The 15,404-nt window shown below is 62.4% G+C and carries 16 protein-coding genes; 2 read left to right on the forward strand and 14 right to left on the reverse strand.

Annotation, left to right across the window (positions count from 1 at the left end):
- Window positions 1-28: 28 nt before the first annotated feature.
- The 9 genes from pcaD to AC1Z3V_RS05280 all read right to left on the reverse strand — a co-directional run bounded on the left by pcaD (window position 29) and on the right by AC1Z3V_RS05280 (window position 8,633).
- The gene (pcaD, locus tag AC1Z3V_RS05240; protein ID WP_483497642.1) at window positions 29-880 is read right to left on the reverse strand and encodes a 3-oxoadipate enol-lactonase; all 852 of its coding nucleotides are present in this window, start codon (window positions 878-880) and stop codon (window positions 29-31) included.
- Window positions 881-975: 95 nt separating this feature from the next.
- The gene (locus tag AC1Z3V_RS05245; protein WP_483497643.1) at window positions 976-2,307 is read right to left on the reverse strand and encodes an MFS transporter; all 1,332 of its coding nucleotides are present in this window, start codon (window positions 2,305-2,307) and stop codon (window positions 976-978) included.
- A gap of 41 nt (window positions 2,308-2,348) precedes the next feature.
- Window positions 2,349-3,137, reverse strand: a complete 789-nt coding sequence (gene benD / locus AC1Z3V_RS05250; RefSeq protein ID WP_483497644.1) for a benzoate diol dehydrogenase BenD — start codon at window positions 3,135-3,137, stop codon at window positions 2,349-2,351.
- On the reverse strand, window positions 3,134-4,156 hold the full coding sequence (gene benC / locus AC1Z3V_RS05255; protein ID WP_483497645.1) for a benzoate 1,2-dioxygenase electron transfer component BenC: 1,023 nt from the start codon (window positions 4,154-4,156) through the stop codon (window positions 3,134-3,136). Before benC ends, benD begins: the two co-directional genes overlap by 4 nt.
- A 39-nt stretch (window positions 4,157-4,195) precedes the next feature.
- The gene (gene benB, locus AC1Z3V_RS05260) at window positions 4,196-4,684 is read right to left on the reverse strand and encodes a benzoate 1,2-dioxygenase small subunit (protein ID WP_483497647.1); all 489 of its coding nucleotides are present in this window, start codon (window positions 4,682-4,684) and stop codon (window positions 4,196-4,198) included.
- Entirely contained in the window at window positions 4,681-6,039 is a 1,359-nt protein-coding gene (locus tag AC1Z3V_RS05265) for a Rieske 2Fe-2S domain-containing protein (RefSeq protein WP_483497648.1), read from the reverse strand. Before AC1Z3V_RS05265 ends, benB begins: the two co-directional genes overlap by 4 nt.
- 98 nt (window positions 6,040-6,137) lie before the next feature.
- Window positions 6,138-7,076 carry a catechol 1,2-dioxygenase gene (gene catA / locus AC1Z3V_RS05270; protein WP_483497649.1) on the reverse strand — a complete coding sequence of 313 codons (939 nt, stop codon included), beginning with the start codon at window positions 7,074-7,076 and terminating at the stop codon, window positions 6,138-6,140.
- 74 nt (window positions 7,077-7,150) lie between these two features.
- A complete protein-coding gene (gene catC / locus AC1Z3V_RS05275) occupies window positions 7,151-7,441 on the reverse strand; it encodes a muconolactone Delta-isomerase (protein ID WP_429814388.1) in 291 nt (96 codons plus the stop codon).
- Window positions 7,442-7,451: 10 nt separating this feature from the next.
- On the reverse strand, window positions 7,452-8,633 hold the full coding sequence (locus tag AC1Z3V_RS05280) for a muconate/chloromuconate family cycloisomerase (RefSeq protein ID WP_483497650.1): 1,182 nt from the start codon (window positions 8,631-8,633) through the stop codon (window positions 7,452-7,454).
- Window positions 8,634-8,786: 153 nt separating this feature from the next.
- Between AC1Z3V_RS05280 and AC1Z3V_RS05285 the strand changes: the two genes are divergently transcribed.
- Window positions 8,787-9,728, forward strand: coding sequence for a LysR family transcriptional regulator (locus AC1Z3V_RS05285; RefSeq protein WP_483497651.1), 942 nt, complete (start codon window positions 8,787-8,789; stop codon window positions 9,726-9,728).
- Here the strand turns inward: AC1Z3V_RS05285 and AC1Z3V_RS05290 are convergent.
- From AC1Z3V_RS05290 to AC1Z3V_RS05310, 5 genes are all read right to left on the reverse strand, one after another.
- Window positions 9,721-10,602: a sugar phosphate isomerase/epimerase family protein gene (locus AC1Z3V_RS05290; protein ID WP_483497652.1), complete on the reverse strand. Its 882-nt coding sequence runs from the start codon at window positions 10,600-10,602 to the stop codon at window positions 9,721-9,723. The genes AC1Z3V_RS05285 and AC1Z3V_RS05290 overlap by 8 nt on opposite strands.
- On the reverse strand, window positions 10,602-11,807 hold the full coding sequence (locus AC1Z3V_RS05295; protein WP_483497653.1) for an NAD(P)/FAD-dependent oxidoreductase: 1,206 nt from the start codon (window positions 11,805-11,807) through the stop codon (window positions 10,602-10,604). Before AC1Z3V_RS05295 ends, AC1Z3V_RS05290 begins: the two co-directional genes overlap by 1 nt.
- Window positions 11,808-11,969: 162 nt before the next feature.
- Window positions 11,970-12,281: a MocE family 2Fe-2S type ferredoxin gene (locus AC1Z3V_RS05300; protein ID WP_429814475.1), complete on the reverse strand. Its 312-nt coding sequence runs from the start codon at window positions 12,279-12,281 to the stop codon at window positions 11,970-11,972.
- An 8-nt stretch (window positions 12,282-12,289) separates the two neighbouring features.
- Window positions 12,290-13,324: a sterol desaturase family protein gene (locus AC1Z3V_RS05305; RefSeq protein WP_483497654.1), complete on the reverse strand. Its 1,035-nt coding sequence runs from the start codon at window positions 13,322-13,324 to the stop codon at window positions 12,290-12,292.
- Between the two features lie 168 nt (window positions 13,325-13,492).
- Entirely contained in the window at window positions 13,493-14,494 is a 1,002-nt protein-coding gene (locus AC1Z3V_RS05310; protein ID WP_483497655.1) for a LacI family DNA-binding transcriptional regulator, read from the reverse strand.
- 160 nt (window positions 14,495-14,654) lie between these two features.
- Between AC1Z3V_RS05310 and AC1Z3V_RS05315 the strand changes: the two genes are divergently transcribed.
- Entirely contained in the window at window positions 14,655-15,380 is a 726-nt protein-coding gene (locus AC1Z3V_RS05315) for a glutathione S-transferase (protein WP_483497656.1), read from the forward strand.
- Window positions 15,381-15,404: the final 24 nt, after the last annotated feature.

Genomic DNA, 15,404 nt, shown 5'->3' on the forward strand with positions numbered 1-15,404 from the left:
ATCGGCGCGGCGCCATGCGAAGGCGCCTTCAGGCATGAAGGAATTCGAGCAGCGCCGCGTTGAACCTGGCCGCGGACTCGACGTTGACGATATGGCGGCCCGGCAGCGACAGGTGCCGGCCGCGCTGCACGCGCGTGACGATATTTTTGAGGTCCGCCGGTGGGCATACCGGATCCCCCTCGCCGGAAATCGCCAGCAAGGGATTGGCGATCTTTGCGATTTCTTCCTGCAAATCCGCAGCCGCCAGCGCGGTGCAGCCGCCGATGTAACCATCGGCCGAGGTGGCGCCGAAGCTCTCAATGACGCGATCGACGGCATCACCATGGCTGGCTGCGTATGCCGGACTGAACCAGCGCTCGGCCGTAGCGGCGGTCAAGCCCTCAAGGCCGCTCGCCCTGACGGCGTCGATGCGCGCGGCCCAGCCCTCGGGCGTGCCGATGCGGGCCGCTGTCGCACAGAGTACGATTTTGTCGAGCCGCTTACCCGCGTGCACGCCGAGCCATTGTCCTGTCAGCCCGCCGATCGACAGGCCACAGAAATGCGCCTTTTCGATCTCCAAGGCGTCCAGAAGGGACAGCACGTCATGGCCGAGATCGGCGAGCGTATAGGGTGGCGGCGGTGCGGAGGAACGACCATGGCCCCGACGATCATAACGCAGCACACGGAAATGCGGCGAAAGCGCCTCGATCTGGGCGTCCCACATCGAAAGGTCGGTGCCGAGCGAGTTGCAGAAGAGCAGCCATGGCGCGCTGCCATTCTGATCACCGTCGATGCGGTAATGAAGGCGATGGCTGGGTAACTCGAAGATAGGCCATGAGACAGGAACTCCGATCGGGAAAGCCGCCGGCGATGGCGGCTTCGATGTTGCTGGCGACACCACGGCTCAGGTGTCTTGTGCGCTGCATACGTAGATAGCGACAGAACGCACTCAAGGGGTGGCGGCCGAACTCTTCGTAATCCGGCTACCATTGCCATCTATGCGGTCGCCAGTTGGCCGACCTCCACGCTACGGGCATTGCTGATCGCAAACACCAGCATGGCGAGCGCCGAGATCGCCGCCGGGACGGCAAAAATCAGGAAGTTCTGCTGCAGCGGAAACTCCTGCGCCAGCAGTACGCCGCCGAGCGTCGGCCCAACGATCGCGCCGATACGACCGACGCCGGAGGCCCAGCCCAGCCCCGTCGAGCGAACTGAGAGATTGTAGAGCTGCGCCACGCTGGCATAGAGCAGGATCTGCGTGCCGATCGTGGTGGCGCCGGCGACGAACACCATCAGGAACAGGAACACCGCCGGCGGGTTGAAGCCGATTAGCGCGATCGACAGCGCTGCCGCGACGAAGAAGCCGACCACCACTTTCGGCAGGCCGAAGCGGTCGCCGAGCCAGCCGCCGGCAATGGCGCCCGCCATGCCGCCGAAATTGAGCGAGAACAGGCTGAGCAAGCTCGCCTTCTCGGCGTAGCCGGCTTCCTGCAGCACCTTCGGCAGCCAGGAGGAGAGCAGGTAGACGAGCAGCAGGCAGCAGAAAAACGCGATCCAGAGCATGAGGGTTCGTAGTGTCCGCTGGTGGCGGAAGAGTTCCAGAACCGATGCCGAAGCGCCCTTCGTTTCCGAAAAGACCAGCCTGTCGGCAGCAGCCAGCCGTGAAGCGGGAGCGATTTTGGCATAGATCCGCTTCGCCTCTTCCTGCTTGCCCTGGCGGATGAGGAACCCGAGCGACTCCGGCAGCTTCCACAAGATCGCCGGCAGCATCAGCAGCGGAACTGCGGCGATGAAGAACATTGGCTTCCAGCCATAGGACGGTATCATGCCGATACCGAGACCGGCGGCCACCATACCGCCGACCGAATAGCCGGAGAACATCAGCGCAACCATCGTGCCGCGCAGGCGCTTCGGCGCATATTCGTTCATCAGCGCCACCGCGTTCGGCATCAGCCCGCCGCAGCCGAGACCGGCGAAGAAACGGAAGATCTTGAACTGCTCCGGCGAATTGGCAAAGCCGGTTAAAAGGGTCGAGACCGTGAACAGCAAGAAGCTGATGGCGATCCCCTTCCTGCGGCCGACCCGATCGGCAAGCGGGCCGAAGATCAGGGCGCCGAACATCATGCCGAAGAGCGCCCAGGCCTGCAGCGCGCCGGCCTGTGGCTTGCTCAGGCCCCATTCCGCGATCAGTGTCGGCAGCACGGTGCCGGCCACGAAGACGTCGTAACCGTCGACGATCAAGAGCAGCGCCGAGAGCGCCACCACCATCCACTGGAAGCCGCCGAGAGGGCTCCCGTCTATTGCCTCATTCACATCGATCGTGCGCATCGTCTCCTCCCCAGGTGTTTGCGCGTTTAAACAAGGAACCGTCAGCCGAGATCGCCGCCGGCGACCGGCAGCACATTGCCGGTGATGTAGGAGGCCTCGTCCGAGGCCAGGAACAGAATGGGCGCCGCTTGCTCCTCGATGCTGCCGTAGCGCTTCATGAAGCTCGACTTCTTTACCTGGGCAACGACGTCTCCCATCCAGGCCTTCTCGGCTTCGCTGTCACCCTCCGCATTGCGCGGAATGCGGCGCGGCGGCGCCTCTGTCCCGCCCGGCGCTGTTGCGACGACCCGGATGTTGCGCTCCGCAAGCTCCATGGCCAGCGACTGGGTGATGGCATTGACGCCGCCCTTCGCCGCCGAGTAGGGCACACGATGAATGCCGCGCGTCGCGTTTGAGGACACATTGACAATGGTGCCGCCGCCACGGGCAAAGAGATGCGGCAGCACGGCATGGCAGCAATAAAGCGTGGGCATCAGCGAGCGGCGAATCTCCGCGTCGATCTGCGTCGGCTCGAATTCCTCGAAGGGACGCATACGGATCGCACCGCCGACATTGTTGATCAGGACGTCGATGCCGCCGAACTTTTCGGCGGCAAAGCGCATCGCCGCTGCCGCCCCCTCATGGGTTTCGAGATCGGCTTCGAAAGCGGCCGCCCGCTCACTGTCGGCCTCCGCCGCCACTTCGGCGACGAAATCGGCACGGTCGACGAACAGCACCTTGCCGCCTTCCGCCGCGGCCCGGAGCGCCACGGCACGGCCGATGCCTTGGGCGGCACCGGTCACCACGATTACTTTGCCGGCGAAACGGTCGGCGAAGCGGACCGTTTTCATGCTGCCTCCTTCGCCACGACATTCGGCGTGAACTTCTCGTAGTGGAGGCTGTTGGGCGTAATGCCACTCTCGTCGAAGTGCTTGCGCACCGCGTCGACCATCGGCGGCGGACCGCAGAGATAGACGTCGACATGACCGCCGTTGAGCAGCTCTTCCGGCATATGCTCTGTGACCCACCCCTTGCGCGGATGGCTGGTGGCGGCGTCCGCGACGACGGTCGCGTACGTGAAGTTGCGAAGTTGTTTGGCGTAGGCCTCGATCTTATCGACCAGCACCAGGTCCAGATCGCGGGTGACGCCGTAGATCAGATGGACCTTCTGCTCGGCGTTTGTGCGGGCGAGCTGTTCAAGCATCGACAGGAACGGCGCAAGGCCGGTGCCGCCAGCCAGAAGCAAGAGAGGACGATGGACCTCGCGCAGATAGAAGCTGCCGAGTGGGCCTGTCAGGTTGAGTTTCGCGCCGACTTCGGCACGGTCCAGCCAGGTGCTCATCAGGCCGCCCGGGATCTTCTTGATCAGGAAGCCGATGCGCTGTTCACCGGGTGCTGACGAGAAGGAATAGGAACGGCTCTGGCCGCTGCCCGGCACGTCGATATTGACGTATTGACCCGGCAGAAAGGCCGGCGCCGCGTCCACGTCCAGTTCGAGGACGATCGCCGCATCATTGTGCGGGACGACGCGCGCCACGGTGGCCGAGAACGTCTGCTGCCCCGTCTTGCAGGCGGCCGATGTCGTCGGCACCGCGATGACGCAATCGCTCGACGGTTTCATCTGGCAGGTCAGGACCAGTCCGCTCTGAGCCTCGTCCGCCGTCAACGCATCGTCGATAAAGTCGTCGCCGAGGTCGTAGGCGCCGCTTTCGGCGCGACACTTGCAGGTGCCGCATACACCGTCGGAACAGTCCATCGGCAGGTTGATCTTGTTGCGGAAGGCGGCGTCGAGCACCTTCTCATCGTCCCTGCATTCGACGAAGCGAGTGACGCCGTCCTCGAAATTCAAAGCGATCCTGTAGCTGGCCATGATTGCTCCTCCCATTCCTGGCTTGTCAGGCGACGATCATCAGATGTGGTAGACGTCGATGACCTGGCGGATGTAGTCGTTCTTCAGCACGATTTTCTTCCGCGAAATCATGAGCTCAGCGCTGCTCTTGCGCAGCGTGACGAACATGGTCCCGAAGAAATGGTCGGTGACCTTGTAGCGGTGGTTGAGCGTGTGGAAGTTGTAGCGGAAGTCCGCCTCCTCACCGCGATCAGCCAACCGTTCGACATTGGTGACGTTGTGGCTCGTGCGCGGCTCCGGCGTCGACGCACCGGAGCGTTCGGTCTTGATGCGGAAGACGCGATCTTCCAGGCCGTCGCGGCTCGGATAATAGATCAGCGAAATCTGAGATTGCGGATCCTCGGTCAGTTGATCGTCGTCGTCCCAGGCCGGCATCCAGTAGCTGACGTCGGGCGCATAACAGGTCAGCCATTCGTCCCATTGCCGGTCATCGAGCAGGCGCGCTTCGCGGTAGAGGAAGGCGCAGGCGGCTTCAAAGGAGATGCTCATGCGACCGCTCCCTTCCTTTCAGAGGCGAGCGCTGCGCGCATCACCTTCGCCCAATACTCGTGCTGGCGAACGAAGAGGCCTTCGTCCTCGCTGCGCTCGCCCGAAATCAGCGGCTCGATACCCATGCGCCTGGCATTCTCGTCCGGACCATCGATCCAGAGCGGGGCACCGCGCGACAGGTCGTTCCAGAGCGCGGTGATGCCGGCATAGCCTTGCTGGCAGGCGCGGAACTCTTCGAGATCGTCCGCGGTGCCCATGCCGGAGACGTTGAAGAAATCCTCATATTGGCGGATGCGCAGCGTGCGATCGGCAGCGCTTTCGCCCTTCGGCGCGAAGCAGAAGATGCTGATCTCGGTCTTGTCGACACTGATCGGGCGGGTCACGCGGATCTGCGTGCTGAACTGATCCATCAGGAACACATTCGGATAGAGGCAGAGGTTGCGCGTCTGGTTGACGATGAAATCCGCCTGGACCTCGCCGACGCGCGCCTTGATCTCCTCGCGATGGCGGAAGATCGGCCGAACCTCCGGGTTCATGGTATTGGTCCAGAGCAGGATATGGCCATTATCGAAGCCATAGACGCCGGCGATCGAGCGGCTCCAGCTGCTGGCGTCGACCGCCTTGGTGCCCTCTTCGTTGCGGCGGCCCATGGTGGCGGCATAGTTCCAGTGTACGGAGCTGACGTGATAACCGTCGCAGCCGTTCTCCATCTGCAGCTTCCAGTTCCCGTCGTAGATGTAGGAGGAATTGCCGCGCAGCACTTCGAGACCACCAGGGGCCTGGTCGACGATCTGGTCGATGATGACCTTGGTTTCGCCGAGATAGTCCTCGAGCGACGAGACGTCCGGATTCAGGCTGCCGAACAGGAAGCCGCGGTAGCTCTCGAAACGAGCGACACGCTTCAGATCGTGCGAGCCGTCTTTGCCGAATTGCGGCGGATATTGTGTCGTCTTCTCGTCCTTCACCTTCAAGAGCTTGCCGGTGTTGGAGAAGGTCCAGCCGTGGAAGGGACAGGTGAAGCTGCCTTTGTTGCCGTGCTTGCGCCGGCAGAGCATCGCGCCGCGGTGGGCACAGGCATTGATGACCGCATGTAGCTCACCTGTCTTGTCACGGGTGACGACGACAGGCTGCCGGCCGATATAGGTGGTGTAATAGTCGTTGTTCTCGGGGATCTGGCTCTCGTGGGCGAGGTAGACCCAGTTGCTTTCGAAGATGTGCTTCATCTCCAGTTCGAAGAGGTCTTCGTTGGTGAAGATGTCGCGACGGCAGCGGAACGTGCCGGCCTCATGATCATCCTCGACTGCGGTCGCGAGCAGGTTGTCGAGGGCCTCAGCTTTATCGATAATCGCAGACATGGTTCTTCTCCCGCAAACGGCTGACCCGTGTTCGGCTCGGCGATTGCAACAATGTCGGTGTCGGGGGCGGCGGCTCATTTGGCCGCCGCTGGAAAGGATCAGGCGGCAGCGCGTTTGCGCTGCTCGTTGATCTGGTTGTCGACGCCATTCACCAAGGCGGTAAGGTGGATGTCGAACTCGATTTCGGCAAATGGGCCGGAGAGATCGTTGGCCTTGATGCTCGCCTCGTCGGTCCGCTCGGTGACATCAGGCACCAGGCCATCACGCGTCGCATAGGCGAAATCGTCATTGACCAGCGGGTCGCCGGCGATGTTGATCTGGGTCGTCAACTTCCGGTGGCCATCGGCGCTGATGAAGAAGTGGATATGGGCCGGGCGCTGGCCATGGCGTCCAAGCGCGGAGAGCAACTGTTCGGTCGGGCTTCCCGGAGGGACGCCGTAACCATGCGGCACGATGCTCTGGAATTTATAACAGCCCTTGGTATCGGTCACGATCGTGCGGCGCATGTTAAACGGTGCCTGCAGGCCGGTCGGGTCGAAGTGCGAATAGAAGCCGCGGGTATCACAGTGCCAGACTTCGACGGTCGCGCCCTGGAGCGGCTTGCCGTCGGAACCATAGACGGTGCCGTGCATGATCAGCGTCTTGCCATTGGTGTCCCGGCCGTCGTCGAGACGGGCAAAACCTTCCGATGCCGGCGCGCCGGCGACATAAAGCGGCCCTTCGATGGTGCGTGGCGTCGGGTTCTGGATGCCGAGCGCTTCGTCGATCGCGTCGAGGCGTTCGTCGAGGAAGTGGTCAAGGCCGAGACCGGGCGAGATCAGGCCGGCCTGGCCGGCCGCGCCGATCTCGTTCAGCCAGGCGATACCCGTCCAGTATTCGTCCGGGGTGATGTCGAGGTCGTCGATCGCCTTGAACAGGTCTGACATCAACCGGTGCACGATCTGCTTGACGCGCGGGTTACCGCCGTCCTTGTCGAGGCCGCTTAAGATCTTCAGGAAGTCCTGGGTCTCCGGTCGGTCGAAAATCTTCACGCTCATATCAATTCCTCCACTTGGATCAGTTTGAAATCGGGTGCCGTCTACCAACCTCCCGGCGACGGCCGAACGAATACTCAGCTATCGTCCTCACGGATCGAGGACGGGTGCCGAAGCAGCGGCGTGACCTGGATCTCCATGAACTTGAAGAGTGGCAGGCCGGAGAGGACCTCGTGCAGCTCGGCATTGTCCTTTACGTCGAAGACGCTGTAGTTCGCGTACGCACCGGCGATCCGCCAGATGTGCCGCCACTTGCCGTTGCGCTGCAGCTCCTGCGAATAGGCCTTTTCCCGAGCGATGATTTCGGCCGCCTGTTCGGCGGGGAAATCATGAGGAATGCGGACGTCCATCCTGACGTGAAACAGCATGACCTGCTCCTCACTTTGCAACGCTGATCGTCTTGCGCAGCCCATCGCGCGCAAAGAACTTCAGGCGGTCTTCGTCGAGTTCGATCCCGAGGCCCGGTCCATCCGGCACCGCCAGTTCGAAGTCGCTGTAATCGAGCGGCGTCGTGAGGATTTCCTCGGTCAAAAGCAGCGGGCCGAAGAGTTCCGTGCCCCATTGCAAATGAGCGAAGGTGGAAAACACATGGGCTGACGCCACTGTGCCGACGCCGCCTTCCAGCATCGTGCCGCCATAGAGTTCGATGCCGGCGGCATCGGCGATCGTCGCAACGCGCTGGGCATTGAAGAGGCCGCCGCTCTGCTCGATCTTGACGGCAAAAACGTCGGCGCCTTTGCTCTTCGCCATCTCGAAGGCAGATTCCGGACCGGTGAGCGACTCGTCCGCCATCAGCGCGACGGGGAAACGGCGGACCAGGCGCTTGAGCGCCGCCGTCGAAGCGACCGGCTGTTCGACCAGTTCGCAGCCGCCCTCCGCCAGCGCCGCCATGCCGTAGGCCGCCTCGAATTCGCTCCAGGCCATGTTCACGTCGACACGCACGGCGCCGCGGTCACCCAGCGCCTGCTTGATCGCCACCACATGGGCGATATCGTCCTTCAAAGGCCTTGCGCCGATCTTCAGTTTGAAGATCCGATGGCGGCGAAGGTCGAGCATCGTCTCGGCCTCGGCAATGTCTTTTGCGGTATCACCGGAGGCAAGCGTCCAGGCGACCGGCAGCCGCTTGCGCAATGCCCCACCCAGCAGTTCGCTGATCGGCAGGCCAAGACGCTTGCCATGGGCGTCGAGCAGGGCGGTTTCCACCGCGCTCTTGGCGAAGCGATTTTCCTTCACCGCCTTGCCGATCCGGATCATCAAGCCGCGGACATGGCTCGCGTCCTCGCCGATCATGACAGGCGCGAAATAGGTATCGATGGCAAGCTTCATCGTTTCCGGGCTCTCGCCCCCATAGGCGAGACCGCCGATCGTCGTGCCCTCGCCGATGCCAACCGTGCCGTCACTGCAGTGCACCTTCACCAGCATCAGCGTCTGGCCGGTCATGGTCGCAACCGAGAGCTTGTGCGGCCGGATGGTCGGCAGGTCGACCAGCATCGTTTCGACCCGTTCGACAACGGGAGAAAGGGCTGCGGTCGGAGCAATGGGGGCAAGGATCTTGTTCATGGCGTGACTGTGCGCCGCTGACCCGCCGGCGTCCAACACCAATTAGGTTCGCTATGATACCTTTATGATATAGTATAACAAAGATTTCAGGTATTCAGGCAGTTGCCGCATCGCAACATACCGTAACAGTAGGAAAATATCGGGAGCTCGACCATGGATCTGCGCCAGCTTCGCTATTTCGTCGCCGTCGCCCGTGAGCGCAATTTCACGCGCGCCGCCGAGCAGTTGCACATCGCCCAGCCCCCGCTCAGCCGGCAGATCCAGCTTTTGGAAGAAGAGCTGGGTGTCCCGCTGATCATCCGCAAGAGCCGGCCGGTGCGGCTGACTGAGGCTGGCCGGTTGTTCTACGAACAGTCGATGCAGGTTCTGGGACGAGTCGAGCAGATGGTTGAGGCCACGCGGCGCGTTGGCCTCAACCAGAACCGCGTCCTGTCCATCGGCTTCGTCGCCTCCACACTTTATGGCGGCTTGCCGACGCTCGTGCGCAAGCTGCGCCAGAACGCGCCCGAGCTCGATATCCGGTTGCTCGAGATGGTGTCGGTGCAGCAGATCGCGGCGTTGAAGGAAGGACGGATCGATGTCGGCTTCGGCCGGCTGCACCACAGCGATCCCAACGTCGTTGGCATCCTCATGCGTGAGGAACGCCTCGCCTTGGCGATACCCCAGGGCACGCCGTTGGCCGAGGAAACGTCGCCCCTGCCCTTAAGTGCGCTTGGTGGCCAGACGCTGATCGTCTATCCGAAGGAGCCGCGCCCGAGCTATGCCGACCACGTGCTAAGCCTGCTTCACGCCCACGATGTGCGCCCGGCCGAGGTGCAGGAAGTGCGCGAGATCCAGAGCGCCCTTGGCCTTGTCGCCTCGGAAGCGGGTCTTTGCATTGTCCCCTCCTCGGCGCGCCAGGTGCGCTCGGATCTCCACTACCGCATGATCGAGGGGGAACGCGCGACCTCGCCTGTCATCCTCAACCATCGGGTCGGCGACAATTCGCGCCATATCGAGCTGATCAAGAAGCTGATCGAGGAAATGTATGCGGAGAACCCGCCCTGGCTCGGCCTCGAGCACAATCTCCCGTTCCGGCCTTCCTTCGTTACGTGATGAGGTTCGGCCTTCGAGCGTCGGGCAACAGGATGCCCGACGCGCCTTTGCTCTCACCCCATAGCTGCCGCACGATTTGCCGAAGCGCAAGCGCTTCGGCCCACCGGTCCGTGGAGTCTTCGCCGTCCGCCCCGGTGATCGCATAGGGCCTGGGACCGAGTTCGCAGGTCATCACCAGTTCGGCATCGGCAGGGGCACGGGATTGCCAGTTGGCGAAACCATAGCTCCACCAGCCGCAGAAGAGATCGACCCAGGGGCGATGGTGCGGAAAGGAAATCTCGACCTGAATCTGTTGGCACGAACCGATACGGCCGTGAAAGGCCTCGGCGTTGTCGAGGATGCGCCGGATCTGCGCTTGGCTTTCCTCTTCGACCGGGAAGGCGAATTCGCGACCAACCAGATAGTGCGAAAGGTCGGCGAGAATCGGCAGATCGGGTCGATGCTCGAGGAGATCGAGCGTGAACAACAGGTCGCTGGTGATCCGGTGGCGGTGGGTTTCGATATAGACGGGAACGCCTGTCTCCTCTGCGAGCCGCATCCACCCGTCGAGAAGCGGCAGGCAGTCCTCGATGCGGCGCGGACGGACATCCGCCTGCAGATCGATGTGGCTGACGGGAAACTCCGTCGCCAGTTCCAGCGTCAGCCGCAGGTCCTCGACAGTCCGTGGAAAGCAGACGCCCTCGATCTTCAGGCCGGTGCCCCGGATCGCTTCGTTAAGGCGAACGACGTCGCGACGGCTGGTGTAGTGTGCGCTGATGCCGTCGAACCCGGCCGCGACGATATCAGCGATGTTTTCTTCGAGGCTGCGCTCGTAGCCGTCGGCATGCCGGCGTTCCATCGCCCAGAGTGATTGAAAGACAAGCAGCTTCTGCATCAGGCCGCCCGCGCGCTTTTGAGCAGTGCCTTGAGGTTCACGCTCGCGTCGGCGAGTGCGGCAGGGTCGGGTCTGACGCCGGCGGCAATCAGCATCTCCGCCAGCTTGATATCCTTGGCGAGACTATTGCCGAGACCGAGGCCTGCAGCCGCGACGAGACGCCCGCCATCCAGGTAGAATTCGAGTTCGCCGCCGTCCAGTTGGCGTGTGACGCTCTGATGGTCTGGATGTGGCAAGCCCGCCACCTGCAGGCCGAGATCGTACTGATCGGACCAGAACCAGGGGATGGCCATGAATGTTTCTTGGCCGCCGGCTAAGTTCCGAGCCGCCGTCTCCGCCTGGCTGCGCGCATTGCGCCAGCTTTCAAAGCGCATATGCCCTCCACCCGGCTGCGCCACGGCCGCGCAATCGCCAGCCGCATAAATATTCGGGTCGCTGGTCCGCAGATGACCATCCGTCAGAATGCCGTTTCCTGTCGCAAGCCCCGCCGCCCCGGCGAGCGCGATATCCGGCTGAACGCCAATCGCTGCAACAACAATATCGGCCGGCAACGCAACGCCATCGGCGAGAACAATCGCATCGTCAGTGATTTCGGCGATACCCCGCCCGAGATGAAACACAACACCTTCATCCTGATGGCGGGCGTGGAGCCTTGTAGCGAAGCGCGCAGGAACGGCGCGGCCAAGCGGTTTCGGCGCCATTTCGATGACGCTGACGGCGATACCCTTGCCGCGCAGCACGGCCGCAAGCTCCATGCCGATCAGCCCGCCGCCAATGATCGCAATCCTTTTGCCGGCTTCGGCACGGGCGAAGATCAGCGCCGCATCGGCATAGCTGCGAAAATCGAGCGCACGGTCGACCCCTGGGCAATTGAGCCGTCGCGGGCGGGCGCCGGTGGCCAGCAGCAACTTGTCGTAGACAAGCGTCCGCCCATCGCTCAAGGTGACGGAGCGAGCATCGGCATCGAGCTGCGAAGCTGATACACCCTGTAGGTAGCCAATGCCCGCAACCTCCAGCGCTTCAGCGCCGCAGATCGGCTTCATCTGCACCGCACCATCAAGCGGTTTCGACAGCGGCGGGCGCTCATAGGGCAGATGCGGTTCCGTGCCGACCAGCGTGACGCAGCCGGTAAAACCAGTTTCCCTGAGTGCAAAGGCCGCGCGGGTACCGGATTCTCCGGCGCCGATGATGACGATGCCGTTCATGACTTGCTCCTCCGCCGAGGCAGCACTTCCCGCAAAACGGCAAGCGCTGCCGCCAGGTACATGGATTTCATGATATCCTCCGAATGGGTGCCGGATCACCCGATCGCATCCGGAAGGCCGGCAGGCCCGATCAATCGTGGCACGGCGGCGCCGAAGGCGGCTCTAGCCGAGCGCCACGCGGACCTCTCCGTCGACGATTTCGGCGGGGTAGGTCTTGAGGTTTTCGCAGGCGGGAAGCCTGAGGGCCTCGCCGGTGCGATAGTCGAAAGCGCCGGAATGCTTGGGACATTCCACCTCGAAGTCCATGACCAGCCCATCGGCGAGATGGATCGCCTCATGGGTGCAGAGGCCGGCGGTGCAATAGACGCTGTCGTCCGGGCCGCGGTAGACCGCATAGGTGCGACCGGCATGGTCGAAGCGGATCGCCCCTTCCTGTTCGATGTCCTCAAGCCTGCAGGCTGGTACCCAGGTGATCACGTTGCTCATTTGGCGGCCTCCCCGATCGTGTTGCGTGCCTTGCGGGCTGCGAGTTTTTCCTTGCGTTTGCGGTAGCGTTCCTGCATCCGCGCCTCACCCTCGGCCGAGCCGTCGTGCCAGGTGCCGAACCACCGATCGAGCGGGATGAGCGCGTCGCCGTAGTTCACCTCGAAATACTTGTGGTGCAGGTAATGCGCATAGGCGTGGCTATCGACGAGGGTCTCTTCGCCGACCTCGACCTTGTCGAAGCCGACGTGGCCGGGAATGGCGCCGAAGCCCGCATAGTGAAGCTGATAGAGCATCAGGATCGGGTTGGACGGCAGGATCAGATGATAGAAGGCCGTTCCGAAGTAGAGCAGGTGCTCGACCGGATGCATCGACAGCGACGACCACGGCGATGGATTTACCGAATTGTGGTGGACCGAATGCACCCATTTGTAGAGGAACGGTATGTGGATGAGCCGGTGGATGCAGAAGAAGTGGAATTCGTGGATCACGGGCACGACGAGCGCGACCGCGGCGAGCGTCCAGGGGTTTTCCTCGAAGCTCAGCCATGGCGCATAACCATTGGCATAGGCCCAGAGCATGATGACCTCGACGGCAGTCCAGATGGTCACGCCCGAAAGGAAGGTGCGCAGGATGTTGTCGAGGTTCTGGCTCTCGAACCAGAAGGCCTTGCTTTTCTGCTCGGCCGGGAATTTGCCATTGTACTTGAAGCGGTTTTCCTGCCGCTTCAGCACATAGAGATGCAGTTCGAAAGCGCCATAAAAGAGGAACACGCAGACGGCGTTCACCACATAAAGCCAGGCGATCCAGCCGATACCAAGCGTCTGCATCGCTTCCATCGGCGGGATCACCCAGGCCCAATAGGCGACCGCCGAAGCGGCGAAGATGGCATTCCACGGAAAGAAATAGTGCGGCAGCCATTTGATCAGGGCGACGAGCCTCGGTGGAAAGGCAAACAGCGGCGCCGTCTCGATCGGCTGGTTCGGCGCCCAGTCGCCGCGCTTGTTGCGCGTTCCATACTTCAGATCATCCATGACACTCTCCTCCCGGCGGACCGCCTGCACTCCGCACAATTTCAATGATGGAGGAGGCGCCTTCGGCGCTTTTGCCGATTCCGGTTCGCCGCTGGAGCCCGGCCTCCTTCTTGACAAAATCTAGCAGGAGACGGCCTGAACGACGAAACCTAGTTTGATCAAATCAGATCAAAGGCTTTCGGCCGTGACGGTGATGAAGCGAATGGGCGCCCTGTCGGGTTCCATTTCGCTAAGGCGCATCCGGCGGAGCACAATATCAAGCGCACGACGGGCCTGAGCTTCAGGTGCCTGATCGAGCACGACGTCCATGATGCCGTCGCTAAGAGCGTTGCGCGTATAGTCGGTGAGTTCGTGGCCGACGAAAAAGATCTCCTTGCCGCGCGGATGCCGGCGAAGCACGTCGATCAGAGCGGCGTTGGCCCCGCCCGCATTATAGAGACCGGCCATATCGGGATAGATCTCGAGCGCCGATCGCAACGCTTCGGCGCCGTAGAGTTCTTCATCGCGGGTGAAGCCCAGCCACTCGAACCGGCGTTCGCCCGGGTGTTCGCGGAAATAAGCCGAAAAGCCGCTGATACGATCGCGATGGACCTGATAGATCGGATGGCAGAGCGCAACGACAGGACCGGACCGACGCGCCATGCGGGCGATGAAGAGGGCCGCCGTTCTTCCGGCCGCATGGTTGTCGATCCCGACGAACTCTCCGAGCGTCTCGGACGCCCGCGTGACGACGTGGACCACCGGCACGCCGCGCGCGACGACCGCTTCGACCGCGGCGCTGATCAGCGGACTGTTGGGCACTGCAAGGATCAGGCCGGCACGCGGCACCTCGCTCGACAGAATCCGCCCGGCAATCTCCTCCGGCTTCATTTCCTCGGCGAAGCTGCGCTGGACGACGACGAGCGGATCGAGCGTCTCGGCAATCCGCTGGAACGCCTGGGACAGCCGCCGATAGAACGTGGTTTCGGGCCGCACCATCAGCACATCGATGCGCAGCAGCCCACGATGGGTATCGGGAAGCGTGCGCGGGTAATTCAGCGTGCGGGCAGCGACGACGACCTTTTCGACCAGATCCGGGCGAACGCCGCCGCGCCCGTTCAGCACCCGCTCGACCGTCGCGGTTCCGACGCCTGCCAGCTTGGCGATATCGCGATAGTTCGGTTTGCTCACCCCAGCATCCCTCGCCTGGATTTCCGATGCATCTCCACAGCGCCATAGCATGCGGCGCAGCCCGTTCGACAGCGTGCGCGCCGCAATTGCTCAGTTACCCTCGCCGCTTACCACCGATGGCCTATATCAACCGGATGCCCCAAGAACCACAGAGGCTTCCATGACTTATGAATTGTACTACTGGAACGGCATTCAGGGCCGTGGCGAATTCGTACGACTGGCGCTCGAAGATGCCGGTGCCGCTTACGTCGATGTCACACGCGTCGCTGACCGCGGCACCGGCGAGATGATGAAGCTCATGGGAAGTACCACCGCCGCACACATCCCTTTCGCGCCGCCGTTCCTAAGAGACGGCGACCAGATCATTTCGCATGTGGCGAACATCCTCCTTTACCTCGGTCCCAAGCTCGGCCTTGCACCAAACGAGGAGACGCTGCGCTGGTACGCCAACGGCCTGCAGCTCACCATCACCGATTTCGTCGCCGAAGTGCATGACACACACCACCCGATCGCAACGTCGAAATACTACGAAGACCAGAAGGAAGAGGCAAAAGCCCGCGCGTCCGAATTCGTCACGAACCGCATCCCGAAGTTTCTCGGCTATTTCGAGCGCGTTCTTGCGCAGAACCCTGAGGGCGGCGGTTACGCCGTTGGCAGCGCCGCTAGCTATGTCGATCTCTCGCTGTTCCAGGTGATCGAAGGATTGCGCTATGCCTTTCCCAGGGCGATGCGGCACTATGAGCACCTGTACCCCAACCTCTTGAAGCTGCATGCCTCGGTCAAGGCAAGGCCAAGGCTTGGCGCCTATCTCGCTTCGCCGCGACGGCTGGCCTTCAACGAGGACGGCATCTTCCGTCGCTATCGCGAGCTGGATATCGAGCCTTAAAGCGAACCGGCCTCCCTTCGCAGT

The sequence above is a fragment of the Ensifer sp. 38_S197 genome, assembly GCF_056924495.1.

What these genes read in the sequence shown, in the direction of transcription:
- AC1Z3V_RS05245 (WP_483497643.1), bottom strand. Translation starts at nt 2,307, where the DNA reads ATGCGCACGATCGATGTGAATGAGGCAATAGACGGGAGCCCTCTCGGC.
- benD (WP_483497644.1), bottom strand. Translation starts at nt 3,137, where the DNA reads ATGAAAACGGTCCGCTTCGCCGACCGTTTCGCCGGCAAAGTAATCGTG.
- benC (WP_483497645.1), bottom strand. Translation starts at nt 4,156, where the DNA reads ATGGCCAGCTACAGGATCGCTTTGAATTTCGAGGACGGCGTCACTCGC.
- benB (WP_483497647.1), bottom strand. Translation starts at nt 4,684, where the DNA reads ATGAGCATCTCCTTTGAAGCCGCCTGCGCCTTCCTCTACCGCGAAGCG.
- AC1Z3V_RS05265 (WP_483497648.1), bottom strand. Translation starts at nt 6,039, where the DNA reads ATGTCTGCGATTATCGATAAAGCTGAGGCCCTCGACAACCTGCTCGCG.
- catA (WP_483497649.1), bottom strand. Translation starts at nt 7,076, where the DNA reads ATGAGCGTGAAGATTTTCGACCGACCGGAGACCCAGGACTTCCTGAAG.
- catC (WP_429814388.1), bottom strand. Translation starts at nt 7,441, where the DNA reads ATGCTGTTTCACGTCAGGATGGACGTCCGCATTCCTCATGATTTCCCC.
- AC1Z3V_RS05280 (WP_483497650.1), bottom strand. Translation starts at nt 8,633, where the DNA reads ATGAACAAGATCCTTGCCCCCATTGCTCCGACCGCAGCCCTTTCTCCC.
- AC1Z3V_RS05285 (WP_483497651.1), top strand. Translation starts at nt 8,787, where the DNA reads ATGGATCTGCGCCAGCTTCGCTATTTCGTCGCCGTCGCCCGTGAGCGC.
- AC1Z3V_RS05290 (WP_483497652.1), bottom strand. Translation starts at nt 10,602, where the DNA reads ATGCAGAAGCTGCTTGTCTTTCAATCACTCTGGGCGATGGAACGCCGG.
- AC1Z3V_RS05295 (WP_483497653.1), bottom strand. Translation starts at nt 11,807, where the DNA reads ATGAACGGCATCGTCATCATCGGCGCCGGAGAATCCGGTACCCGCGCG.
- AC1Z3V_RS05305 (WP_483497654.1), bottom strand. Translation starts at nt 13,324, where the DNA reads ATGGATGATCTGAAGTATGGAACGCGCAACAAGCGCGGCGACTGGGCG.
- AC1Z3V_RS05315 (WP_483497656.1), top strand. Translation starts at nt 14,655, where the DNA reads ATGACTTATGAATTGTACTACTGGAACGGCATTCAGGGCCGTGGCGAA.